The 26,784-nt window shown below is 34.6% G+C and carries 19 protein-coding genes; 11 read left to right on the top strand and 8 right to left on the bottom strand.

Going from position 1 to position 26,784, the window contains the following annotated elements:
• Positions 1–51: 51 nt before the first annotated feature.
• From T367_RS23240 to T367_RS24780, 4 genes are read right to left on the bottom strand one after another with little or no spacing between them, the layout of a single operon-like run.
• Positions 52–444, bottom strand: coding sequence for a hypothetical protein (locus T367_RS23240; protein WP_035846360.1), 393 nt, complete (start codon positions 442–444; stop codon positions 52–54).
• Positions 441–1,961 (bottom strand): alkaline phosphatase PhoX, encoded by a 1,521-nt coding sequence (locus T367_RS0119380; RefSeq protein WP_027421313.1) that lies wholly within the window; start codon positions 1,959–1,961, stop codon positions 441–443. Before T367_RS0119380 ends, T367_RS23240 begins: the two co-directional genes overlap by 4 nt.
• A gap of 10 nt (positions 1,962–1,971) precedes the next feature.
• Complete coding sequence (locus T367_RS0119375; protein ID WP_035846352.1) at positions 1,972–2,982, bottom strand: amidohydrolase family protein; 1,011 nt, start codon at positions 2,980–2,982, stop codon at positions 1,972–1,974.
• Positions 2,983–3,027: 45 nt separating this feature from the next.
• Positions 3,028–3,855: a nuclear transport factor 2 family protein gene (locus T367_RS24780; RefSeq protein WP_051568686.1), complete on the bottom strand. Its 828-nt coding sequence runs from the start codon at positions 3,853–3,855 to the stop codon at positions 3,028–3,030.
• A gap of 93 nt (positions 3,856–3,948) precedes the next feature.
• Between T367_RS24780 and T367_RS0119365 the strand changes: the two genes are divergently transcribed.
• From T367_RS0119365 to T367_RS0119330, 7 genes are all read left to right on the top strand, one after another.
• Entirely contained in the window at positions 3,949–5,442 is a 1,494-nt protein-coding gene (locus T367_RS0119365) for a M16 family metallopeptidase (protein ID WP_027421310.1), read from the top strand.
• A 21-nt stretch (positions 5,443–5,463) separates the two neighbouring features.
• Positions 5,464–7,617 carry a M16 family metallopeptidase gene (locus T367_RS23235; protein ID WP_157454321.1) on the top strand — a complete coding sequence of 718 codons (2,154 nt, stop codon included), beginning with the start codon at positions 5,464–5,466 and terminating at the stop codon, positions 7,615–7,617.
• A gap of 129 nt (positions 7,618–7,746) precedes the next feature.
• Positions 7,747–8,865, top strand: coding sequence for a fibronectin type III domain-containing protein (locus T367_RS24360; RefSeq protein ID WP_051568684.1), 1,119 nt, complete (start codon positions 7,747–7,749; stop codon positions 8,863–8,865).
• Between the two features lie 83 nt (positions 8,866–8,948).
• Entirely contained in the window at positions 8,949–10,490 is a 1,542-nt protein-coding gene (gene dnaB / locus T367_RS23225) for a replicative DNA helicase (protein WP_035846345.1), read from the top strand.
• The gene (locus T367_RS0119345; protein WP_027421309.1) at positions 10,471–11,736 is read left to right on the top strand and encodes a hypothetical protein; all 1,266 of its coding nucleotides are present in this window, start codon (positions 10,471–10,473) and stop codon (positions 11,734–11,736) included. Before dnaB ends, T367_RS0119345 begins: the two co-directional genes overlap by 20 nt.
• Positions 11,737–14,076, top strand: a complete 2,340-nt coding sequence (locus T367_RS0119335) for an OmpA family protein (RefSeq protein WP_084274497.1) — start codon at positions 11,737–11,739, stop codon at positions 14,074–14,076.
• Positions 14,077–14,269: 193 nt separating this feature from the next.
• Entirely contained in the window at positions 14,270–16,480 is a 2,211-nt protein-coding gene (locus T367_RS0119330; protein WP_084274496.1) for an OmpA family protein, read from the top strand.
• Between the two features lie 523 nt (positions 16,481–17,003).
• On the opposite strand, the gene rseP is transcribed toward T367_RS0119330, so the two are convergent.
• Positions 17,004–18,317, bottom strand: a complete 1,314-nt coding sequence (gene rseP, locus T367_RS0119325) for an RIP metalloprotease RseP (protein ID WP_027421306.1) — start codon at positions 18,315–18,317, stop codon at positions 17,004–17,006.
• Between the two features lie 88 nt (positions 18,318–18,405).
• Positions 18,406–18,759, bottom strand: coding sequence for a hypothetical protein (locus tag T367_RS0119320; RefSeq protein ID WP_027421305.1), 354 nt, complete (start codon positions 18,757–18,759; stop codon positions 18,406–18,408).
• Between the two features lie 78 nt (positions 18,760–18,837).
• Here T367_RS0119320 and T367_RS23220 point away from each other — a divergent pair, with 78 nt between their 5' ends.
• From T367_RS23220 to T367_RS0119300, 4 genes are all read left to right on the top strand, one after another.
• A complete protein-coding gene (locus T367_RS23220) occupies positions 18,838–19,359 on the top strand; it encodes a CvpA family protein (protein WP_051568683.1) in 522 nt (173 codons plus the stop codon).
• 240 nt (positions 19,360–19,599) lie between these two features.
• Complete coding sequence (locus T367_RS0119310) at positions 19,600–20,301, top strand: hypothetical protein (protein WP_027421304.1); 702 nt, start codon at positions 19,600–19,602, stop codon at positions 20,299–20,301.
• Between the two features lie 6 nt (positions 20,302–20,307).
• A complete protein-coding gene (gene lipA, locus T367_RS0119305) occupies positions 20,308–21,195 on the top strand; it encodes a lipoyl synthase (RefSeq protein WP_027421303.1) in 888 nt (295 codons plus the stop codon).
• Between the two features lie 260 nt (positions 21,196–21,455).
• Positions 21,456–24,611: a T9SS type A sorting domain-containing protein gene (locus T367_RS0119300; protein ID WP_027421302.1), complete on the top strand. Its 3,156-nt coding sequence runs from the start codon at positions 21,456–21,458 to the stop codon at positions 24,609–24,611.
• Positions 24,612–24,767: 156 nt separating this feature from the next.
• Here the strand turns inward: T367_RS0119300 and T367_RS0119295 are convergent, their stop codons facing one another.
• Together T367_RS0119295 and T367_RS0119290 are read right to left on the bottom strand one after the other, a co-directional pair.
• Positions 24,768–25,925 (bottom strand): 3-hydroxyacyl-CoA dehydrogenase NAD-binding domain-containing protein, encoded by a 1,158-nt coding sequence (locus T367_RS0119295; RefSeq protein WP_027421301.1) that lies wholly within the window; start codon positions 25,923–25,925, stop codon positions 24,768–24,770.
• Positions 25,926–25,929: 4 nt separating this feature from the next.
• Positions 25,930–26,706 carry an enoyl-CoA hydratase-related protein gene (locus tag T367_RS0119290; protein ID WP_027421300.1) on the bottom strand — a complete coding sequence of 259 codons (777 nt, stop codon included), beginning with the start codon at positions 26,704–26,706 and terminating at the stop codon, positions 25,930–25,932.
• Between the last annotated feature and the right edge of the window lie 78 nt (positions 26,707–26,784).

Raw genomic sequence — 26,784 nt, 5'->3', positions numbered from 1 at the left:
AAAAATTAGCACGTTAGATAAAGTGTGATTGAAAAATATATGAACAGTTTATTATTCGTAAACCGTTAGATTGTATATATCATATTCGTTTTCAGCAGCCCATATACTTAACTGGTAATGCCCTGTATCCGCAAAACTAATTGGATAATCCGTCGTTCTAGTTTCGTAAATATCTTCACATGCACAACTATTATATTCGATAATTAGACTTGCTTCCAATGTTTTGTCTTCCAAATTCGCATCAATCGAATGTAATTCTCCACAAGAATTCTCTACTAAAAATTCAATTGTCAGCGAATAAATTTCATTCTTCCTCAAACTATCTGGTGCATTTAATATGGATGCTGAACCACGTTTTTCTTGGCGACAATCATCTCCACTTTTTTTACAAGCAACTACGCACCCCAAAACAGACAACGTCACAAGCAATATTATTTTTTTCATTTCTTAAATCCCTCTACTATAACCGTACTCGATTTATTCAACTTACTATTATTTCGTGTACTAGGATGCATAATATTCATAAGCATGCTTCCATCAGGTAAAAATATTACGCCTGTAGTTTCAGCTCCAATAGGTGCTACACAGAATCGTAATAAATCAGCTCGACTGGGATTTTCAATATCCAATGGTAAAAAATAAATTTCGTTTACCATTAATCTTCTCTTCTCAGTCTCCGGACTAACCCGACCGCGAGAATACCAATTTATATCTTCACTAAGTACTAAATAATCTCTTCCATTTAACCTAACGGAAGTATTGCAGTCAGGGTTGGAAAAACAATGCAAACTATCCTCAATAAATCCACCTTCTAGTAAAACACTCATCTTATTTGTCACTGGATCGAACTCCAAAACACGTCCAAAAGTATCGTCAAAATCAGTTTCTCCAACGGCTAAATTTTCACGCATATAATTGGGTACTGTTCCTCCCCTAGCGATTGACCTTGCCCAAGAAAACGAATCCTCACCCGTTTCGTTTATATATAATTTACCATTCACTTCTTCAATCCATTCATGTCGAATGAACATAGTAGCACCTCGCGCGATTGCGGTATCTCTACAATAAATTAAAGAAATTGTATCCATCGGTAACTTTAACCAATTACCACTTTCCCCATCTTCTGTTTGTTGGTAAGCAAATAATTGGCCGTCCGAATAATCGTATGGTGTAAAAGTTTCGTATTTAAAAAAAATCCCTGGACTCATGTCATCAGTTAGGTAAACTGTTTTTCCATCAGGTGTACACAATGCATCCTCATGTACAAATTTCCCCAATTTATAGTGTTTCTGAATCACTTCTCTGGTACGCGGATCTACTTCAACCACATATCCCATGTTCTGCCAAACAGCAAGACCATTTACCCAAGAAGTGTCTGTATGTCCTTCCCCTCCTCTATACAAAGCTTCGGTATTCCAAGCCCAAGTTTCTTCGCAAGAAAAAACTGTATTATTCGGTGTTAAACTTCCCCCACAATTTCTATTTGTATATCCAACTGGTGCAAAATCTACATGATCAAAATCAGATGTGACTTGCCATTGCCCATCAATTAATTCAATTCCAAATACAGTTGCACCGCCACCATCACCAAGATTAGGATCGGCATATTTTGTTTCGTGACTGATGTAGATCAACCCTTTTGTTTCAGGCGCCTTTTCGTCTGGAATAAAAACACTTAAATCGTGATTGCCTTTAGCGGGAAATTTCTTTCCGTCAGCCCTTGTTACAAGATCTGTTTTTTCTTGGAATATAACGCGGTAAGTAAATCCTTCTGGGAGCACTAAATCTTGAGAATCAAAAATAGGATCTACCTGAATAAATGGAGGAGTTGTGTCAATGACTTCAATCATCTCCTCCGTTACAATGCTATCTAGAGTAATAACCTCCGCTTCTCTTTCCGTTTCACTACCTGTACAAGCCGCCAAAACGAATAATGCAAAGGCACTTACAATAAATTTCATAGGCTATTTTTTAAATAAAATCAGCTTTGTCTAATTTAAGCCAATTTAAAGTTGAATCACAAAACATATTATCGATATCCTTTTGAGGGATGTCACTGTCTTCAATAAATTTACCAAATTCAAGATCACCTAATGGAAAAGGGTAATCTGTACCTAAACACACTTTATTTGATCCTTGAACTTTAAGTATATATTTTAATAAATCAATATCATGTGTTATACAATCCGTCCAAAATTTCCCTAAATACTCTCTTGGATTTCTTTTATTATCCACAGCAACCAAATCAGGACGACAATTATACCCATGTTCAATTCGACCGATAGTTGGAATAAATGCACCACCTGCATGCGATAAAAGAATACGTAAATTAGGAAGTCGCTCCATTACGCCTCCAAAAATAAGCGAACACATGGCTCTTGAAGTTTCAGCCGGCATCCCAACTAACCAAGGCAACCAATATTTTTCCATACTATGAAACCCCATCATATCCCACGGATGAATCATAATCGCAATATCTAACTCGTCACAAGCTTGAAAAATGGGAAAGAATTTGGGATCACTTAAATTTAAATCGTTGATATTAGAGCCAATTTGAATACCTTTTATATTCAATTCATTTTTTAGACGATGTAATTCTTGAATTGCCAAATCGGCATCCTGCATAGGAATTGTACCTAAGCCTATATATTCTTTTGGGTAATCAGCTTGCAATTGCGCAATATGATCATTTAAAAATCTACTTAAATCTAAAGTGTCTTGTGCTTTTGCCCAATAAGAAAACATAACTGGAATAGTACATACCACTTGCACATTTGTGTTAAACGCTGCATATTCGTCAATACGTACTTTTGGATCCCAACAGTTTTCTTCTATTGTTCTAAAGAATTTACCGCCTTTCATCATATCTGCATATCCTGGTTTAGCTTGTTTTAACCAAATAAAATCTCCGTAGCCGAATTTTTCTGTCCAGTTAGGCATTTCAGGGGGTAGTATATGTGTATGCGCGTCTATTTTTAACATCTTTAGCTCTTCTTTTTTAATTTATCAACCATCAAATATACAATATTACCGTTGTCTCAAAAGAATAAAGTCTTTCATTTTTTCATTTTCTATCGTTACTGATAAATTGTATTGCGCTATCGACCAGACACCTTCTTGAAGTAATAAAACGCCAGACCCTCTGCACTCCTCCATTTGGGTATTCAACGATTCTTCAAACCAAGCAGTATTGCCATCTTTAGAGAAATACCAATTCCTCCAATTGGTTGTAAAGGTCCATGTTTTCCCATTTTTAACATGTGGCATGGTATAAGATTTAAAATCTTCTTTATTCCACCGTTCATGAGGATCTGTTCCAAGAAAAATAAAAGTAGAATCCATAAAGCCAAAATAATCACCCGCGTTTAAGGTCGCTATATCAGCATGCCATTTCAACATTAAACTATCCACAACTTTTTCTACATTTTGAAATTGAGTACCTTTATATTGACTGCTATATATTGATTCAATTTTTAAAACTTCCCCCATTTTACTGAAGCAGAAATGATCCATTCCCATATGGTTGAATTTACCATCTATAAAAAACGAAAATTCCACATCCGCATAAATTAAATCAGTAGCAGTATAATTGATATCAATTGATCTTACTTCCTCTTGATAAGATTTCGATTTAAATTTCGGTGCCACCTGTAAAAAAGTTTTCAGATCCAAAGTTAATACGTCATTATCCCCAATATGTTTGATCAATGCATGTTTGTGAAAAAATGCTGAAATTTTCATTTCATCCCCTGAATTAAGATCAATATAAAAAGCCCGTAATAAACTATCGACATTGGACTGAGCTTGCGTTACAAAGGCAAATAAAACTCCGCATACCACTATTATTAACCTCATACCTTTTAACTTAATTAAGAACCTATTATCATACAAATTTAAAATATTCTAAAACATCTGTTATTTTTGCAACAGACTTAAATTCTAATTCTTATGATTATACGCACCTTTATTACCGGTACATTACTTTTGAGTAGCATGTTCACATTTGCTCAAAAGAAAATTGAATATGTTGAATATGACTTACCGAATGGTATTCATGTAATTCTCCATGAAGACCACACAACTCCTATCACGGCGGTTACTATATTATATAAAGTAGGATCTAAGAATGAAGAAGTAGGACTAACTGGTTTTGCACATTTTTTCGAGCATTTGATGTTTGAAGGAACTGAAAACATAGATAGACATCAGTACGATAAATATGTTGAAGCAGCAGGTGGTACATTAAATGCTAACACTTCACAAGACAGAACATTTTACTATGAGATTCTTCCTTCAAATCAACTTGAATTAGGATTATGGTTAGAGTCTGAAAGAATGTTACATGCGAAAGTAGAGAACATAGGAATTGAAACACAAAGAGAAGTTGTAAAAGAAGAAAAAAGACAACGTGTAGACAACCAACCATACGGATCGTTCATGGCTGAAATATTTAAACGTGCTTATACAGAGCATCCTTATCAATGGACACCAATTGGAAGTATGGAAGATTTGGATGCGGCGCAAGAAAAGGATTATGTAGATTTTTACAGAACTTTTTATGTGCCTCACAATGCGACAATAACAATTGCGGGTGATTTAGATGTTAAGCAAACAAAAAAATGGATAGCAGATTATTTCGGTACCATTCCAAATGGTGATAAATTAAACGTTTATAGAGATAGAGAGTTTTTAGATTTTGAAAAGTTTCAAAATAACTATGCAAGTAGAGTTGGTAAGAAGGGCGCTAATGTTGAAGATTATAAGAAAGACTATAATGGAGAAATGAGCACTGAAGACTTTATTTTAAAGTATTTTCCCACTGTAAGTGAAAAACCTCATACTGTTCCAAGACCAACGATTAAGGAAGGATTAATTCAACAAGAAATTAGAGATACAATTTATGACAACATTCAATTGCCTGCAGTTGTAACAGGTTATAGAACTCCTGAACTAAACCATAAAGATTTTTACGCTGTTGATATGTTAACGATGTTATTGTCCGAAGGAAACAGTTCAAGATTCAATAAAAACATTGTTGAGAAACAACAAATTGCAACCGTTGCTTTTTCATTCCCCTTCCCGCTTGAAGATCCAGGAATTGCGATTTCATTGGCATTAGCGAGAGTTGATGTTGACTTAAAAGATTTAGAGGCAGCTTTAGAAAAAGAAGTAGAGGATATTCAGCAAAATTTAATTTCTGATTTAGAATTCGAAAAATTAAGAAATATGATTGAAAGTAATTATGTTTCATCAAATTCGACAATGGCAGGAATAGCGGAATCATTAGCTGATTACCATGTTTACCAAAATGACACAGAATTAATCAATACAGAATTAAGTAAATATATGACTGTTACTAAAGAGGATATCAAACGTGTTGCAGCTACCTACTTTACAAAGAACAATAGAGTAGTATTATATTATTTACCGAAAGAACAATAAACCTTGCCAAAAAATAGAGATATGAAAATTTTATTGACATTATTAACAGTATTTACATTTGCTTGGCAAGCTAACAGCCAAATCAACAGGAAAGAAGCTCCAAAAGCTCAACCTAATCCTGCTATTGCGATTGAAATTCCGGAAGAAATGATTTTTTCTAATGGATTAAAAGTAATTGTAGTAGAGAACCATAAATTACCACAAGTATCTTTTCAATTATTTGTTGATTATCCAGAATTAACTGAAAAGGATAAAACTGGACTCGCTAGTGTTTTCGGTGAAATGTTAGGCTCAGGAACTAAAACGACGACTAAAGACGAATTTGATCAACAAATTGACTTTATGGGCGCTAGTTTTTATGCTAGTTCAACTGGTTTTTACGCTTCTTCTTTAACAAAACATTCTCAGAAATTACTAAAACTTTTAGACGAAGTAATTAGAGAACCTGCATTTACACAGGATGATTTCGATCGAATTATTTCAGCAAATTTATCCAACTTAGCTGCGATTCCTTCTTCACCTGATGCAATGGCTGAGAACGTAAGTTCTGTTGTGAACTACGGTAATAATCATCCTTATGGTGAAATAACTACTGAGGCAACTTTAAATGCTATCACTTTAGATGACGTTAAGGAATTCTATAAAAACTACTTTATTCCTAACTATGCTTATTTGGTAATTGTTGGAGATATTACGACTAAAGAAGCAAAAGAAATAGTTGACAATTACTTTATTTCATGGCCAAAAGCTGCAGCTATTGAGCAGCCTAATTATACTGTACCAAGAGCAAGTGGTCAACAAGTTTATTTTGTTGAAAAACCAGGAGCAGTTCAAAGTGTTATTCAAGTTACAAATAACATTAAATTGACACCAGGCCATGCTGACGTATTACCGTTAAATGTGATGAATAACATTCTAGGAGGCGGAACATTCTCTGCACGTTTAATGCGTAACCTGAGAGAAGACAAAGCATATACATATGGTGCATACTCTTCTATTTCAAGTGATCCTTTAATTGGATATTTCAACGCAAGTGGTAATTTCAGAAACGAAGTTACAGACAGTGCTATTGTTCAACTTTTAAAAGAGATTAAAACAATTTCAACTGAAGAAGTTACTGATTACGAGTTAGATTTAGTAAAGAAATCAATGACTGGAAGTTTTGCAAGATCACTTGAAAGACCACAAACAATTGCCAATTTCGCATTAAACATTGTTCGTTATAATCTTCCAAGAGATTACTATACCGACTATTTAAAACGACTAGAAGCATTAACAAAAGCTGACATTTTAGCTGCTGCTAAGAAATATCTTACTCCGGATGATATAAATATAATTGTTGTTGGTAGCGAAGATGTTGTAGAAAAATTAAAAGTGTTAGACAGCGACGGTGAAATTGCATACAAAGATTATTATGGTGAAGAAAAAGCATTGACTAAACCCGCAGCAGAGGGTGTTACCGCTCAAACTGTAATCGACAACTATATTCTCAAGACTTTTATGGTGGCTGACAAAAGTGAATTACCAAAAAAGTTGAAGAAAATAAAAATGATTGAAACAATTTCTAAATCAGAAATGCCTGAATTTAGTGCAACAATTATAATTTATAGTTTAGTTGGCGCTGAGAATATGGTAGCGGATTATATGATGATCAAAAGTCCAATGGGGAACCAAGTTGCGCAAAAAAAATGGTTTAACGGAACAAATGGTGTTGAAACAGCAATGATGGACACAAAAGCTATTGAAGGTGATGATTTGAATATATTAATGAATAAAAACGCAATCTTCCCTCAGCTTAAATACGGACAAGAAAATGTGAACACAATTGAATTGATAGGTGTTGAAACAATCTCAGATAAAGAATATCATAAAATCAAAGTAACACCTGCTTTCGGGACTGATTATTCTTTCGAGTATTACAGTGTTGAAACTGGTCTTTTGATGATACATGAAATTTTCTCAAGTGATGCTGAAGGCAACCCAGTAACCGTTCGTTATGAACACAGTAATTATGAAGCCGTGAATGAGCAAATGCTTATGCCTAAAGCTTCAAAACTAAATGCTGGTGGTCAAATATTGGATTTAAAAGTTACTGAAGTGACAATCGGCAAAAAAGCGAAAGCGAAAGCATTTGATGGTGACTTTACAGAAATAGCAAACAAATTATCGAAATAATACAAGGACTGTTTATCAGTAATCTAAGTATTTAAACGGATTTGATTTTATACTTTTACTTACTTTTTGTATTTAAATACGTAACTTCGTTGATTGAACGTTGTTATACAACAAATTGCAAGTTAAATTATGAGAAGCGTATTGCTCATTTTCTTGGTCTTCCTTAACGGAGTTTCTGGCTCCGGGCAAATCGTGTTCAGTGAAGAATTTGATGAGATTGACATGACTACTGGTGGAGCTGATGCTATCGGCCCAACAGATTGGAATACGGCTTGTTTCGCTTGTGTGGATGCTGGAGATTATTTTTACGTTCTAGGTAATGAATTAGTTGCGCAAGACATAAATGGAACGGGAGCAACCTGGACGACGGATCTTTTTGACATTTCAAGTTGTGTAGGACTGACCATTTCAATGGATATCGATCAAGTCGGAACGATGGAAGGTTGTGGCGATTGTGGTGCTGGAGATGGAACTGCCTGTGTTGATTGGATTAAATTAGAATATAGCTTTGACGGAGTAACATGGATCGAAGTTGTTGGTACAACATGTGCTCTTTTGCTTGCTCCTGGTGAACTAATTCAAATTGGTGATATTGCCGGCGCTACACCTTGGGCTTACGAAAGTCCATGTGTTGATTTCGGTACAGATTTAGCGATTAGAATAACTGCTTTAAATTGGGAAGGTGGTGAAAATTGGATTTTTGATAATATCATTGTAGAATGTAATGATTGCGTTCTCCCTATCGAAATCGAATCCTTCGATATCAAAAAATTAAACGACGAAATTCATTTAAATTGGGAAACGTCATCTGAGAGGAATAACGATTATTTTGAAATTGAACGTTCATACAATCATAATAATTTCGAGGTCGTTGGAAAAGTGGATGGTGCAGGAAATTCAACATTAAATCAACAATATCAATTTATCGATTCTGATTTTCATGGAATTAATGCGATGGCATATTATCGTTTAAAGCAAATTGACTTTGATGGAGCTCACACTTATTCTGAGACAATTTCTCAACACTTAGGGAATCATAAAGTTTATTATCTTCCAAACGAATTGCATTTAGATGGACTTGGAAATGACATTATAAACGAATTCGTTTATACAATTTACAATCTCACAGGTAAAGTTGTACACCAAGGAATTTACAGCGCGAATGAAATAATTGATTGGCAAATGAAAGGTTATTTCATCATTGAAATTCCAGAATTAGGGTTACGTGAAAAGTTTATTGCTTATTAAATTTACAGATTAATTTTCTGTTAATAAATTAATTCACATGGTTTCTCTAAAATCACCTTGTGATTATCTATATTTGCGTACTCATGGAACAGGAAAATAAAGCAAAACCAACACACAAAAGAAGTCTTATTAAGTCTAGTGTGAACGCAATATCTGAAATAGGTAAATTACCTCCACAGGCAATTGACTTAGAAGAAGCTGTATTGGGTGCTATGTTACTTGAGAAAAATGCAGTTAACGATGCCATTGACATTCTTCAACCGGAGAGTTTCTACAAGGCAGAGCATCAAAAGATATTCTCTGCAATTTTGGAATTATTCGCCAGTTCAGAAAGTATTGATATTTTAAGTGTTTCCGAAAAACTTCGTAAAAAAGGTGAATTACAGTTCGTTGGTGGACCGGGTTTTATTGCTCAGTTAACAAATAGAATTGCCTCTGCTGCGCATATTGAATATCACGCAAGATTAATATCTGAAAAATTTATTTTACGTTCATTAATTGAAGTTTCATCGGATGTAATTAAAAACGCTTACGATGAAACTCAAGATGTATTCAACGTACTAAACGAAGCGGAGGAAGGCTTATTTAAGATTGCTGAAGGTAACTTGAAGAAAAGTTATAGTAAGGTGAACGATTTGGTTCAAGAAGCCATGGAGGAGATTGAAAAAGCCAGTCTAAATACAGATGGTGTAAGTGGTGTTCCTTCAGGTTTCACAGATTTAGACCGTTTGACATCTGGATGGCAAAAATCAGATATGATTGTATTGGCAGCTCGACCTGGTATGGGAAAAACAGCATTCGTACTTTCGATGGCTAAAAATACAGCTGTTCAATTTGGACAAGGTGTCGCTGTATTTTCATTAGAGATGTCAAGTGTTCAATTGGTTAAACGTTTGATGGCCATGGAGACGGGGATTTCTTCTGAGAAATTAAGAAAAGGATTTACCAGTCAAGCAGATTGGGATCAATTACACAGTAGAATTAATGCATTGGCGGAGGCGCCTATTTTCATCGATGACACACCTGCCCTATCGATTTTCGAATTGCGTGCAAAATGTCGTAGAATGAAAATGCAACACGACATTCAATTGGTAATTATAGATTATTTGCAATTGATGACCGCCGGTTCGAAAGGCGGTAATAGAGAGCAAGAGATCAGTACAATTTCACGATCAATAAAAGAGATCGCTAAAGAATTAAGTATTCCTATCATTGCCCTATCGCAATTAAGTCGTTCTGTTGAAACAAGGGGAGGTGATAAACGACCAATGTTATCCGATTTACGTGAATCTGGAGCGATTGAGCAAGATGCAGATATGGTAATGTTTATCTACAGACCGGAGTATTATGGTTTGGTAGAAGATGAAAATGGTATGCCTACTGAAGGAATTGGCGAGATTATTGTAGCAAAGCACAGAAATGGATCATTAGATTCCGTCCGTTTGCGCTTTATTAAACAACTTACTAAATTTGATAACTTAGATAGTTTTGATGCAGACGATCACAGCAGTGGTTTTTCACCAAATAAAGAATTCGAACAAAGTTCTGACACCATTACGTTAGGCAGTAAAATGAATGATGAAAATGATTTTTTAACAAACACAAATGAAGAAGTACCTTTTTAGAATAACGCTTTTCTTCCTTTTTTGCTTGCCGATTCAAACATTTGCGGGTGCTATTCTGGTACCCATGGATGAAACACAAAAGAATCATTTAAAAGCATACGGAATAGCCTATTGGGTGCTGGACAACGATGTAGTTATGGAATGGCTTTTGAATTACCGTGGCGGAAGTTTTCTCTTTCCACAGAATGCCATGATTGAGGCCGAATTAAAAATTAAAGGTGTTTCTTTTTCAATTCTACCCGATGCTAAAGTCAAACAAATAAAATCTGAGATTGCAAATCCAGAAGTAAATATGGAAGTTGTCCAATTAGAAACAGCTCCAAAAATCGCAGTTTATACACCCTCTGGCAAACAACCTTGGGATGACGCTGTTACTTTAGTTTTAACCTATGCCGAGATTCCTTACGAAGAAATTTATGATTCATTAGTCGTTAAAGGTGGTCTACCTGAATTCGATTGGTTGCATTTACATCACGAAGATTTTACAGGTCAGTACGGTAAGTTTTATAAAAATTACCACAACCAATCCTGGTATCAACAACAAGTTAAAGACAATGAGGCTACAGCAAAAATGTTAGGTTTTTCTAAAGTTTCTCAACTTAAATTAAATGTTGCTTTAAAAATAAAAGAATTCATGGCGGGCGGAGGCTTTCTATTTACAATGTGTTCGGGAACAGATAGTTTTGACATTGCACTCTCAGCTCAAGAAACTGATATCTGCGAACATATGTATGATCACGATCCTGCGGAACCTAATTTTCAGAATAAAATAGATTACTCCCAGACTTTAGCCTTTACAGATTATACGGTTTCAACTGATCCTATGGAATATGAATATTCGAACATAGATGGAACGAAAAATCACAAGGTCCCAGAAAATCAAGATAAATTTTATTTATTCGATTTTTCTGCAAAATGGGATATTGTACCGACTATGTTATGTCAAAATCATACACAAGAAATTAACGGTTTTATGGGACAAACAACAGACTTCAATAAAGACTATATTAAGTCTGAAGTCTTGGTACTAGCAGAGAATAAAGCTCTTGGAACTGCGAGATATTTACATGGCGAATATGGTGAAGGCACGTGGACATTTTATGGAGGACACGATCCTGAAGATTATAGACATTATGTCAATGATCCACCAACTGATTTAAATTTACACCCGAATTCTCCAGGATATCGATTAATTTTGAATAATATTTTATTTCCAGCTGCGAAAAAGAAAAAAAGGAAGACTTAGATGAAAAATATAAAGTTACGCACACTTTTAACGCCTAATTTAAAAGCATTATCGCTTTTCACATTGGTAATTAGCATGTTCTTAACACTCAATGTGAATGGGCAAAGTAAAGGTATACTTGCGTGGCGTGCGCACAATAAAGTTAAAAAAATTGACTATTCTAACGCTGTACAACTCTACAAAAAAGCGTTGAATGCCGATGCAGAATATTATAAAGCCAATCGTGGTTTAGCGCAAATTTATTTGTTCGAATATGAACTTTATGATTCTGCCGAATATTTTTTTAATAAGGCTTTAGCTAATCCTAAAAAAGATACCAACTATATCGACCTATTCAATTTAGCCTATACTTATAGGTTACAAGAAAAGCCAGGTGAATCAATTCATAAAATGAATCAATTCTACAAAGGTTATTTAGAAGGTAATAAAGATAAATATCCCTTACTTTTTGAAGCGTACAATCAGAACATGAAGTATGCACAAAACGCACTCAACAACACCTACTCATTCGACAAGGATAAGGAAGTCAAAAATATGGACTTCTATATCAATTCAATTCAAAGTGAATATACACCTGTTTTTATAGCTAAAGACAGTGTACTTATTTACAATGCACGATATAAAGACAATAAAAAAGAAAAACAATTCGAAGATGACAAGTTCATGGAGAATCTTTACTACTTCAATCTTGAGGAATCTGTCTCTACCACTTTTGACGAATCAACAGAACAAAAAAGTCACCACGCTATCGTGAGTAATAGTATCGATAGTGATACATTGATAATTTTCTATAAAAACATACTTTGGTCGGCAAAAATAGCCGCTGGTAGAATGAGTAAACCAGAACCTCTACCTCGTATTTTAACTAAGTTTTATTTCCAACCTCATGGTGTCTATTCGAACGATCGTAAAACGTTTATCTTTAGTGCATCAAAAGAACCTACAGACGATCTTGATTTATACTATTCTACCCTAGCTGAGGATGGAAACTGGAATGCTCCTGTTCTACTTTCAGACAAAATAAATACGGAATTGAACGAGGATAGCCCTTTCATGTCAGCCGATGGAACAAAATTATATTTCTCATCAAAAGGACATGATTCATTTGGTGGATATGATATTTTTGTTTCTAACCTTGATGCGGAAGGACAATGGTCGGCTCCAAAAAACTTAGGTAGACCATACAATTCAGCAGGTGACGATATCTATTTTGTCTTGTCAAAGGACGAATCATTTGGTTATTTATCTTCAAATAGAAACGGTGGCTTTGGTTTAATGGACATCTACAGTATTGGCGAACCAACTGAAGAAATCAAAGAAAAAGTAGAAGATGAAAATATTGCTGAAAACAAAAGTGAAAACTTAGAAGAAATTGCGACAGAAAAATCTAATGATTCAAAATTAAACAATACTGATACTGCAGCAGACGCAGCTATTGAATCTACTAATAATGACGTTGCTGAAGTTATTGAAGACACATCGCGCGAAGAAAATAATAGTGAAGACGATAATATAACCGTTGATACAAATGAAAAAAAGGATACTGATGTAGCTGCTAATAAGTCTGAAAAAATTGAATTAAGCGGATTTCAATTTAAAAAAATAAAAGGAGAACAAAGTAAACTTCGTCTTTCTGGAACGAATGACGACGGATTTGAATTCAAGTCTTATACATGGAACGTTAATGGTAAAACCATCGAAACGACTGAACCAGAAATCGAATTTCCTTTTACCAAACCAGGTAAATATCCAGTAGAATTATTTATTGAAGCTGTTGATGAGAATGGAGATACCCGCATTTTACACTATAATGCAGTTGTTGAATATTTCGAAAGTGACTTTGTTGTAAAAGACTTAACACTTATTGATAATGATAAAAAGAACGACACTGAAGATTCGTTTGAAGTGGAACTGAGCAAGGATGACGGATTCGTTCCTCAAGAAACAGTAACTGAAACCCTGAATAAAAATGATGCCAAAGAAGATATTAGCACCTTTAAACCTATTTATTTTGGATTCGACAGATACGATTTAACAAGTGCCTCAGTTGCGGATTTAGATGCTTTAATAGATTATTTAAACACAAACAAATCTACTAAATTGATCATTCAGGGACATACTGATGCTATTGGTAGTAGTGCTTACAATAATTTATTAGCTAAAAAGAGAGCAAATGCTGCTGTTAATTATTTAAAAAAGAATGGCATTGAAAGCGTTCGCATTTTGAAAACTGTTAGTTTGGGTGAAGCGAAACCTGCTGCTCCAAATACACTTCCAAACGGAAAAGATAATGCATCTGGCAGAAAGCTAAATAGACGTGTCGAATTTATTGTTCAATAGGTAAAAAAATATTAAATTCTTGAGCACAGTTATTAAGTAATCATTAATGTTTACATTTTTTTACTTTTCGTGCAATTTCCTTATTGCTTACTAATCAATTTATTTTAATTTTACGTGCTAAATGTAAATTACACATTTAGCTGATATAAAAACGAATAAGGTTTTTATATGTATATAGAATTAAGAGACCGCTATGAGAAAATACTTTATCTATCCCACAATATTCTTGTTGACTTTAAACATAATGTTGCCGACTTCATTACACGCGCAAAAAAATGTCAATAGTTTATTAAATGAAGCTGAACAAAAGAAATCTGACTTTGAATTTATCCAAGCGATTGACCTTTACAAAAAAGTACTAAAAGAAGAGCCTTCGAATCAGTGGGCGCTAGAAGGACTGGTAGAATTGTATTTATATAAATATGAAATTTTCGATTCTGCAGCGATGTATATCGAAAAGCGCATTCAACATATGCCGAAAGACACCAACTACTTAACGTTTTTTGATTATGCTAATTGTTTGAGGATGCAAGAAAAACCAATCGAAGCAATTAAGTATTACAATCTATTTAAATCATATAGTGGCTCTATTAAAAGATATTCGAAATTTCTACCTGAAGTTGAAAAGCAATTGAACGCCTGCAGAAACTCTGTAAAGAATAAAACAATCAAATCAGAAACAAGTGATTTTGAAGTCTCTAATATGGATTTCTTTGTCAACTCAATCGATCCTGAATATACACCTGTATTTATTGAAGATGAAAATTTATTACTTTTTAATGCCCGCTATAAAGATTTTGAATCAGAAGAAATAACAAAGGACAGTAAATACTATGAAAACATTTATTATTATGATATTGAAGAATCTGTTTCCTCCAGTTACAACCCAGATATTGATCAAGAAAGTCATCACGCCGTAGTAGGTAAAAGATATGACAGTGATACTATTTTAATTTTCAATAAAAATAAACTTTACGTTACTACATTAAATCAAAATAGACTAAAAAAAGGAGATCCTCTACCAAAGGAATTATCTAATTTTTACTTCCAACCGCATGGTGCCTTTTCAGACAGAGGAAATACATTTGTCTTTAGTGCTATGATAAAAAAAGAAGCGAATGGTGGAAATTTAGATATTTATATCAGTCATAAAAAGAATGGTACTTGGTCGGAACCAATACCAATAAGTGTATTGATCAATTCAAGTCAAAATGAGGATAGTCCGTATTTAAGTAGAGACGGTAAAACGCTTTACTTCTCTTCTAAAGGACACAATAGTTCTGGTGGATATGATTTCTACAAATCAGAATTGGTTGACGGAAACTGGACCACTCCTGAGAATTTAGGCTATCCTATGAACTCTGCAGGAGATGACATCTACCTTATCTTCTCTGAGGATGAAAAAAAGGGATTCTTTGCATCTAATAGAAATGGTGGTTTTGGAGGAATGGATATCTACTCTTTTGAAGTCAATAAAATAAAATTGAGTGGATTTGTAATTGACAAGGATGGAAACAAATTAGAAAACGCGAAACTAACGTTTACAAATCTTAGCGATGAGTCTGAAATAGAATATATAACGGATGCATCAGGAGAATACGAATTCAATGTCGAACCAGGTATCAAATACCAATTAAAAGGTAGCAAAGATGATTATTTCCCTAATAATTCTTCATTCTTTCAAGAAGATGCAAGTGAAAACATTCGACAAAACTTCATACTAGAAAAAGATCCAGGGCTTTCTTTAAGCATGGTTATTACTGATAAAGAAAGTAATACACCAATCGATGCAGCACAAATTGTTTATATCAATAATATGACTGGCGTATCAAGCACACATACAACTGATGCCAACGGTCAATTTCTGAAACCACAAACTGATAAAAAAATTGGTGATCGTGGTAGTTATAACTTGACGATTTCAAAAGAAGGATATCTGGCTAAGACAGTTACATATAACGTACATTTTAAAGAACAAGGAATCTATAGTGTAAGTGATAGTTTAAATTTAAGTTTAGAAAAAGTAGCTATTGGACAAGACATTTCTAAAATTGTAGACATTCAACCTATTTATTTTGACGTTAATAAAGCAACCATCAAACCTGCCTCGGCGATAGAGTTAGATAAGGTTGTAACTGTTATGAACGATAATCCTAATATGGTTATTGAACTTGGTTCTCATACGGACTCGCGTGGCAGTGCCAAATCTAACGCAGCATTATCCGAACGTCGCGCATTTGCTTCAGCAGAATATATTAAGTCACGAATTTCTCATCCTGAACGAATAGAAGGTAAAGGTTATGGAGAATCGAAACTGGTGAATGAATGTGCTGACGGTGTAAAATGTTCGCCAGAACAACATCAAGAAAATAGACGAACAGAATTCATCATCGTTAAGATGTAATTCAAAATATTTCAAATGAAAAGAGACTGGATTTATCCGGTCTTTTTTTTGCCCATATATCCTACTATCATTCCAGCTATTATTATTGATTTCGCAAGGAACCGTAAAACGAACAAAAGCAGACACGCTTGTCATTTGAATTTCATTTTAAGGCATAGGTAGATAATGACTTTCTTTATAAAGTAAAACACTTAAGCAAACCGAATTTACAATATGGAAATCGAATTCAGTTGTGTCCAACACCCACTCTCCCCTCTTACCTTGCTATTTAAATGCTAATTCCTGTGGTACAACATTGCGCTAAAGGTTGAATGAGAATAGTAAGCCCGCTATTCTGGCATTTGATTGATAAGTCATTAAATCTTCTTCCATCAAGCCTAGTCAATTCGATTGCTATGATTCATTTGATAATTATTCATGCAAGCGATCTCAGTGTAAATGTCTTAATTCTTGGAATATATAAAACAAAAAAAAGTCCTGCAGTTCTAGACTACAGGACTTAGATTATGTAAAAATATATTATTTAGAAAAATGCTTTAACAATATCATTCCCATTTGCATAGATCAAAAGACCTAACAATAGAATGATTCCAGCCATTTGTGCATATTCCATGAATTTCTCATTAGGTTTTCTACCAGAGATTATTTCATACATTAAGAACATGATATGTCCACCATCTAAGGCAGGTATTGGTAAGAAGTTCATAAATGCTAACATGATAGAAATAAATGCCGTCATCATCCAGAACACATGCCAATCCCAAGTTGGTGAGAATAAAGAACCAAATGCACCGAATCCACCAATACTTTGTGCTCCTTTTTTAGTGAATAAAAACTTTAATTGTGATACATAATCACTTAATGAATTCATTCCTAATTTAAGACCACCAGGTATCGCTGTCATGAAAGTATAATCCGTATGTGATACAATTGATTCTGACAAACCAGCAGTACTAACACCGATCGTACCTAACGAATCTGTTTCAACTTGAGCGCGAACAGTTTCGCCAGCTCTATCTACAATAATCTCTAAAGTTTCATTTGGTCGACTTTGAACAGCATCAGTGAACTCATTCCAGTAAGCAATCTCTTGACCATCTACAGCAATGACACGATCACCATTCTCTAAACCTGCTTGTTTTGCTGGTCTATCAATAATAACAGAATCAATTAAGGATGAAAATCTAGGCGTAATACCATTCATTGCACTCGACTTGAAAGCAATCATGTCAATATCTTCAGGTAACTGGATATCCAACTGCTCCCCTGCTCTTGTAATTGTTACAACTTCGGCACCACGTAATAAAATAGTTTTATTGATATCACCAACATCATGAATTTTCTCACCGTTTATTGCCACAATATCATCCCCATCTACAAAACCTACTTCCTTATAAATTTCATGGAATGAATAACCGTTTGCAATATCTTCAGGAGCAACGTAATCATCTCCCCAAACCAACAATACACCGATATAAATAATTACACCAACAATTAAATTCACAACTACACCGCCAATCATAATGATTAATCGTTGCCATGCTGGTTTAGATCTGAATTCGTACGGTTGAGGCGGTAATGCCATTTGTTCTTTTTCCATCGACTCGTCGATCATACCAGAAATTTTCACATATCCACCTAAGGGTATCCAACCAATTCCCCATTCGGTATCACCAATTTTTTTCTTAAATAAAGAAAATTTATAATCAAAAAATAAGTAGAATTTTTCAACCCTTGTTTTGAACCATCTTGCAGGAAGATAATGTCCAAATTCGTGTAAAACAATTAATATGGATAAACTTAAAATAAGTTGCCCCGCTTTGATTAGAATTTCCATTCACTAAAATTTTAAGGCACAAAGATAAGGTTTAGATTGGCTAATCGAAACGATTTTTATTTTTTTAACCGATTGGAGAGAGATAAACCTATTCGTTTGGCGCTACGTACTCGTTTGTTTCAAAATATCCGATGGTCGCTTCCTTCAATAAATGTTCCTGTTCACGACCAGCAATATGCGGAATTGCTTTCAACTTTTCATAATGAGGCCAACCGTCTTCATCGTTCGATATAAACCGATAGACACCATAAGGTTCTAGAATTGTGCAAATTGCTATATGCATCAAATTCATTTTTTCATCCTTTGAGAAATCTTTATAACCCTTGCCTAATTCTTGAATACCAACCAATAAAAGTACGGTATCCAATTCAAGCCCTTCCCCGAATTTAACTTCAAGTTTTTTAATCAATTCCTGGAATTTCAATTCTAACGCGTAATCCATCTCTATAAACAGTCTTTTGTTTGAAAGTTAAACAGTACATATTAACAGGTACAAAGTTCTGAATTATTTTTGTTAAAAATGAATTACCTCGATTTTATATTTTTAATTCCAATTATTGTAAGTGCTTGGCGCGGATTTAAAAAAGGGCTGGTTATCGAACTTTTCACTTTGCTAGCGCTATTACTAGGCATCTACGGTGGAATTCATTTTTCTGATTACGCGGCAAACTTTTTAAAAGTACAGGTTGGTTTGGATAGCGAGTACCTTCCTGTCGTTTCTTTTACATTAACATTTTTAGCGATTGGCGCCATGGTTTATTTTGCAGGTAAAATGGTGGAACAAGGTTTGAAACTGGTCGCATTAGGCACCCTGAATAAGTTTGCAGGTATGGTTTTCGGTATCACAAAAATGGTATTTATTCTAAGCGCTATTTTAGTTATTCTAGAATCTTATGATGAAAAAAGTAAATTTATTCCAGATGATTTAAAAACCGAATCATTATTATATCAGCCCCTTAAAGCGACCTCGTTAAAAACTATCCCTGCTTTAGAATACAGCGATTTATTTAGGAAAACACTTTTTTCGACTGAAGAGGAATAACATCATTTTCCCATCTCACTTCGATCCTTAATTTGACAAAATCACACTAGATTATTATTGATACACAATCAAATTAATTCCCCTATTTTTATTCCTTAGTTCAATAATTAACCGTTCACTTGTAAAAAATTTAATACATATTATAATGTTTGTTTGATAAAAGAGTAGTTGACTCAACAAGAATTCATTAAATTTGTACCTATGCTTCAAAAATACTTATGTATCCTTTTAACTTTTGTTATGTCAACTGGCATAGCACAAGAATTGGACAAAGAAGATGGCAATACAGTGATGCGTAAAGATTATACCTTTGGCATAAACTTCAATGCCAATAACGGAGCAACAGGTTGGGGATTTGCTTTCGACTACGGTTTTCAGAAGAATTATAAATACAAGAATTTAATCAGTTTAACTGTTACGAATATTCGTCATCCAAAAGAATTTAAAATTTTCAATCCCAACAGTAATTCGAGAGGCTATTATTATGGTAAACTTGAATCCCTAGTAAATATTCGACCAACATATGGCGGAAAGCGCGTAATGTACAAAGCCAGTAGAGAAGAAGGTATTGAAATTTCGGCAAAATGGTCTATTGGCCCATCTTTTGGAATCTTAAAACCAGTTTATCTGCGCATTCAAAAATTCAATTCACCGCTGCTTGACGAAAAGTACGATCCGACTGTACACAATACTGAAAATATTAACTCTCGATCGAACTATTTTAAAGGATTAAGCGAAGCTAAAATTAGAGTTGGTGGCTTTGCTAAGCTTGGAATTGATTTTAATTTCTCTACAAAAAAAGATAATATTAGTGGTGGAGAGGTCGGAATTATGATTGATTATATGACAGGAAGTCCTATCGTTTTATTAAATAACAATGCAGGCAAAAACATTTTTGGTGTTTTATATCTGCAATTCAATTTAGGTCAAAAACTATATTAAAGTGCAATGGAATTAAGTGTAAAAGATAAAGAAACGACCAATAAAAGTGGTGTACGCATAAAAAAACCAAGTTGGTTACGAGTAAAATTGCCTACGGGTGAAAATTATAAAAAAGTTAGAGGGTTAGTAGACGAGCATAAATTACATACTATTTGTGAGAGTGGTAATTGTCCTAATATGGGTGAATGCTGGGGTGAAGGCACGGCAACATTTATGATTTTAGGAAATATTTGTACGCGCTCATGTGGATTCTGTGCTGTTACGACCGGTAAACCATTAGAAGCAGACATATTTGAGCCAGCAAAAGTCGCTCAATCAATACAGCTAATGAAAATAAAACATGCTGTAATTACCTCTGTTGATCGCGATGATTTAAAAGATGGAGGTGCATCTATTTGGGTGGCGACTGTAAAATCTATTCGTCGTAAAAGTCCTGGTACAACAATGGAAACACTGATCCCTGATTTTGGAGGACATTGGGAAAACTTAGCTGAAATTATTAAAGTTGGACCAGAGGTTGTTTCACACAATCTGGAAACTGTTCGACGTTTGACAAAACAAGTTCGAATTCAAGCGAAATACGATAGAAGCCTTGAGGTACTTGTTCGTTTAAAAAAAGGTGGAATGAAAACTAAATCAGGCATTATGCTTGGCTTAGGAGAAACCGAGGCTGAAGTTTACGAAACGATAGATGATTTAAGTAATGTTGGCTGTGACATTTTAACAATGGGACAATATTTACAACCAACACCTAAACATTTACCGATTGTAGAATTTGTGACACCAGAACAATTTGATACTTATAGAGAATATGCTTTGAAAAAAGGATTCAGATTTGTTGAAAGTGGACCATTGGTACGTTCGTCATATCATGCTGAGAAGCATTTGTTCTAAATCAATTTACCTATTAATAGATTAAAAATAATAGAGATGTATAATTTTGTAAGAAATTGATACATCCCTCTATAGAAACATAAAAAATAATATCGATATTAGCTTTAAAATGTGGGTATTGTACAAATAATTATTCTGCTATTACTTTAATGCCGTCGGTATTCAGCTGATTTGGGTCAAAACAAATTTAGTTTTCGAAGATAGTCGACGCATAAGTTTTAAGATATTAGTTGTATATTAGTCGCTCTAAACGCGCTTAGATGAAAAATACAAATATGAAGAAAAAAGCATTACTATTTGGGACTTTACCTGTACTGGCATTAGCCGCAGGCATGTTCTTTATTAACTCTGATGATGAAAAGGGAGCATATCAGCCTAGAGCTACTGCTGAATTTGCCAATCCTACCCTTGGAGAAAGATTCGAATTATACGAATTGATGAAAGGTGACGTTTCAAAAGAAAATTGGGAAAGAATTAGAGCTCAAGCTAATGCTATTCCTCAAAATAGAGCAACATTTAATTGGATTGATGAAGGTCCAGACAATATTGGTGGTAGAACAAGAGCTATTGCTATAGACAGAACGAATCAAGGGCATATTTATGCGGGATCTGTTTCTGGAGGGTTATTTGAGTCGGTTACTCGTGCAAATAACTGGACAAGAGTTGAGGAGTTTACTTCTAATCTTGCTATCTCTTCTATTTGTCAAACACCTGACGGAGTTTTATACGTGGCTACAGGTCATTTACAAGAAAGAGTTTCTGGAACATCTGGTTCAGTTGATTCTGGCGCTAATGGTGATGGTGTTTATAAAAGAGCAGCAGATTTATCATGGTCAGTAATTCCTGGAACTGAAGATTTTACATTTATCAACGAAATTGTTTCTGACGATGTTAATAATATCGTTTGGATGGCAACAAATGATGGTTTAAAAAAATACGATCCAGTTACAGATGTTTTATATGATATTGATGGTGGTATTGGCGGTGGTACTTGTACTTCGTTAGCTATCTCTAAAGATGGAACTTTACTTGTTGTAAATGCTGGTGCTGGAACAAAAACTTATGTATCAACTGATGGTGGTGTTACTTTCTCAGACAGAAGTGACGGAGATTTACCAAATCCAATAGGAACATCAGGTTCAAGATTTGAATATGCTATTTCTCATGAGCGATTAGACGGAAACTACGTTGTTTATTGTTCTGCCGCTTCAAGTTTTTTAACTGGCGTATACCGTTCGGCTGATAATGGAATGAACTGGTCATTAATTGCTCCAGGTCATAATCAAGTAACAGGTCCTTTACCTGGAACATTCGCTCCATTCTCTTCAGGAGGAAATGGTCAAGGTACTTACGATAATATTATTACTGTAGTACCTGGTTCACCAAATAGAATTTTATTAGGTGGTATTGATTGTTATACATGGGCTTTAGGTACTGTTAACTGGAAAAGAGTATCACAATGGTTTTACTCTCCAACAAGTTTTAAATATGTGCACGCTGATAACCACGAAATGGTTTGGGATAATTTAGGTAGACTTTATATTGGTAATGATGGAGGTATTTCTTTTTCTGACAACGCAAAGACTTCTATTGATCCAGATTTTCACCATGCAAACAGAGGATATAACGTAACACAATTTTATGCAATGGGCTTCTCTGCTCATGGAGACGTAATTGGTGGAGCTCAAGATAATGGTACTACAGTTAATTATCACGATAATTCAACTTGGTCTGAACATAAAAGATATGGTGGCGGTGACGGTTTTACAGCTGACATTTCTTTTATCAATAGAAACTTAGCTTTTGGTACTGTTTATTTTGCTTCTATGTACAGATCAAATGATAGAGGTGCAAATGCTTCTACTTTTGGTCCTGATTTAGAATCAGAATATGGTTGTGTTACTGGTATGATTGGTGGAACTGGTTGTGGTAGCTTTTATACGGTAATTGAATTATGGGAAAATCCTAACGATTTAGCATCTGAAGATTCAATTAAATTTATCCCACAACGTGCTTATGAAACAGGTGAGAATGTAGAAGTACCTTCTATGACTTCTCAAATGATCATTAATTACACTTCACCTATTGATGTAGTATTTGACGATACACTTTATTTTGATCCTTCATTAACTGAAGATGATCCAGTTGTAAGAGATCTTTTAACTGGTGCTGAATTTAATTTAGATATTGTTGAATTTTCATTTATTTCAGGTGCTCCAGATTTAGATCTTGGTGATAGTTTATTAATTGTTGCTTTAAATGATACAATTATTATTGACTCTATCTATGCTAAAGATCATTATTATGGAAGTAATCCTGATCGTCCAGGTCAGAAAATTGACATGGGTGATAAAACGCATTTATCAAATATCTCTTGGGATACATTAACAGTACAAGATCCTTACCAATCATGGTTTGCTCTTGGATTAGGTGACGGCCAAGGTATATGGATGACAAGAAATGCATTAAGATTCTCTGCTCCTAGAGAGGATTGGATTTTAGTTGCGGATGGTTTATCAGCGGTTTCAACATTAGAATTCTCTAAAGATGGCGATTACTTATTCGCTGGTACATGGAATGGACAACTTTATCGTTTAACTGGTTATAACGGTATTTATTCACCTGAAGCTGGTGTTGATACTTTAATGGATATTAGAGAAACTGACCATACACAGATTACTTCTTTCGAAAGAATTGGTAATTTCAGTGGAGCTCCAGTAACTGGTATTGCGAGTGGAGCGATTGATGATCCTGATCATTTAGCTGTTTCATTGGGTCTATTTGGTGAAGATGAAAGAGTATTAGAGACAACAATTGCAACAGGAGTAGCTGCTGCTGTAAGCTCTTCATGGTCTGACATGAATTTCCCGGCTGGAATTCCTTGTTATGGTATTGTAATTGAAAGAAATGATCCAAATACAATGCTTGTAGCTACTGAATTCGGAGTATATGCTACTGAAACAGGTGGTTCATCTTGGGAAAATGTTTCTGGTGACTTCGGTAATACACCAGTACATGACATCGGACAAAACTGGAGAACGTGGGATGAAGGTTGTTATAGACCAGGTGAGATTTACATTGGAACACATGGACGTGGAATCTGGAGTACTAGTACTTTCTTAGGTACAACTAAACCAATCGCTGATAGAGAAGATGAGTTCAAATCTAATCTATTACTTTATCCAAATCCCGCAGTTTCTGATGCTACAATTTCTTTTGACTTAGAAAGTGATGCAAAAGCAACAGTTCAAGTGTTTAACTTAAATGGTCAAGTTGTTCTTGAAATACAAAAAGAAAACTTATCAGCTGGAAATAATTTAATTAAATTCGGTGTAGATCAATTAACAACTGGAACGTATATCGTAAGATTAACAACTGGTTCTTCAACTTCTACTACGAAGTTTATTAAGAAATAATTAGTCTAACTATAATATAAAGGGCGTTCATCATTCGATGGACGCCCTTTTTTTATACAGTAACTTGTCATATAATTTCGCTCCAAACTAGAAAGGTTTGGACATAAAAAAAGCCCTTCACTAATAGGCAAAGGGATTTGTATTTAATCGTTTTTCTTAAAGATCGAATGTTTCTTTTTGTGCAACCATTCTTCTTAATAATACACTTGCTCTATATTTTTCGTCACGATAAGCATCGTATAAAGTATCTAATTGATTCAATACATATTCTAACCCAATCTCATTTCCCCAAGCTAATAATCCTTTAGGATAATTTACACCTTTGGTCATCGCCAAGTCAACATCCTTTGCCGAAGCAATATTTAAGAATACAGCATCTATCGCTTCATTGATTAATAATACTAGAATTCTATTTAAAATTACTTCTCCTACTACCTTATCTTCATTTGGTTGAATTACTTCTGCTCCTTCAGCATAATTATAATACCCCCTACCCGATTTGCGTCCTAACCATCCTGCTTCAGAATGACGTTTCTGAGTAAATGAAGGACGATATCTTCCATCATAATAAAAAGCAGCGAATACCGTTTCAGTTACTGTATAATTTATATCATTACCGATATAATCCATTAAAGTAAAAGGTCCCATTCTAAAACCTCCCAATGTTGTCATTGCCCAATCAATTGTTGCAAAATCAGCAATTCCTTCTTCATAAATCTTTAAAGCTTCACCATAGAATGGTCTCGCTACACGATTCACGATAAAACCTGGTGTATCTTTTGCCAATACCGTCACTTTTTTCCACGAATCTATTAATGCTCTTGCCGAATTAGTTGTTGCTTCAGAAGTTTGCACTGCTGGAATAATTTCAACCAATGGCATTAATGGTGCAGGATTGAAAAAATGAATTCCAATTACACGGTCAGACTTTTCACATGCCGCTGCGATTGATGCAATAGATAAGGAAGACGTATTTGACGCCAAAATACAATTGTCATCAACAATCCCTTCTAATTGTTTGAATACTGATTTTTTAATTTCTAAATTTTCAATAATCGCTTCAATAATAAGTCCTGCTCCAGCAAAACCTTTCATATCTGAAATGTATACAATTCGAGATTCAATTCCATCAGCTGTTGCTCGATCAATTTTCTCCTTCTCAACCAAACGTGCCATTATCTTTGCCAATTGCACTTTTGCTTTTAACAATTGCTCTTCATTTGTATCAAATAATACCACCTCATGCCCCGATTGTGACGCAACTTGTGCAATACCTGACCCCATCGAACCAGCACCTATAATTCCAACTTTTATCATCTTATTCTCCTTTAAATTCTGGTTTTCTTTTCTCTAAAAATGCAGCAACACCTTCGTTATAATCATGTGTTTGACCTGCAGCAGACTGTAATTCCTCTTCTGTCTTTAATTGTGTTGTTAAATCACTAATCATAGAAACATTCAAAGCTCTCTTTGTCCAGCCTAAACCTTTTGTTGGCATCTTCGCCAATTTCTCAGCTATTTTTAATGATGACGCAGCAAATTCTTCGTCAGAAAAAGCTTTATAGATCATGCCCATTTCTTGTGCTTCTTGTGCTCCAACTTTATCACCCAACATCATCAATGCAGTGGCACGTTGAAATCCAACCAATCTCGGTAAGAAAAATGTTCCACCAGAATCTGGAATTAAGCCAATTTTACTGAAAGCTTGAATAAAGCTTGCTGAAGCAGTGGCTACACAAATATCACAAGCCAATGCAATATTCGCACCTGCGCCCGCCGCTACTCCATTAACAGCAGCTACAACCGGTTTTTCAATATTTCTAATACGCTCTATTATCGGATTATAATGCTCCCTTACAATCGATGTCAAATCTGGTCCGTCAGGATCAGTCACCTCTTGCAAATCTTGACCGGCACAAAATGCTTTTCCTTCTCCAATGATATAAATTGCTCGAACTTCAGCATTTTCATCACAATCATCTAAAATAGATTGCATTGATTTTGCCATTTCTTTGTTAAAACTATTGAATACATTCGGTCTATTTAATCGAATGATACCAACGTTATTTTCTATGTTGAATAGTATTGAACTCATAATTTTATTTTTGAATGGCTAAGTTAAGTATCACACGTTAAAAATCAATTTTTAAGAGGGATAAAACGTTAGATATTG

It is taken from the genome of Crocinitomix catalasitica ATCC 23190, from assembly GCF_000621625.1.
Taxonomy (GTDB): Bacteria; Bacteroidota; Bacteroidia; order Flavobacteriales_D; family Crocinitomicaceae; genus Crocinitomix; species Crocinitomix catalasitica.
This window is presented reverse-complemented; position numbering and strand designations above follow the sequence as displayed.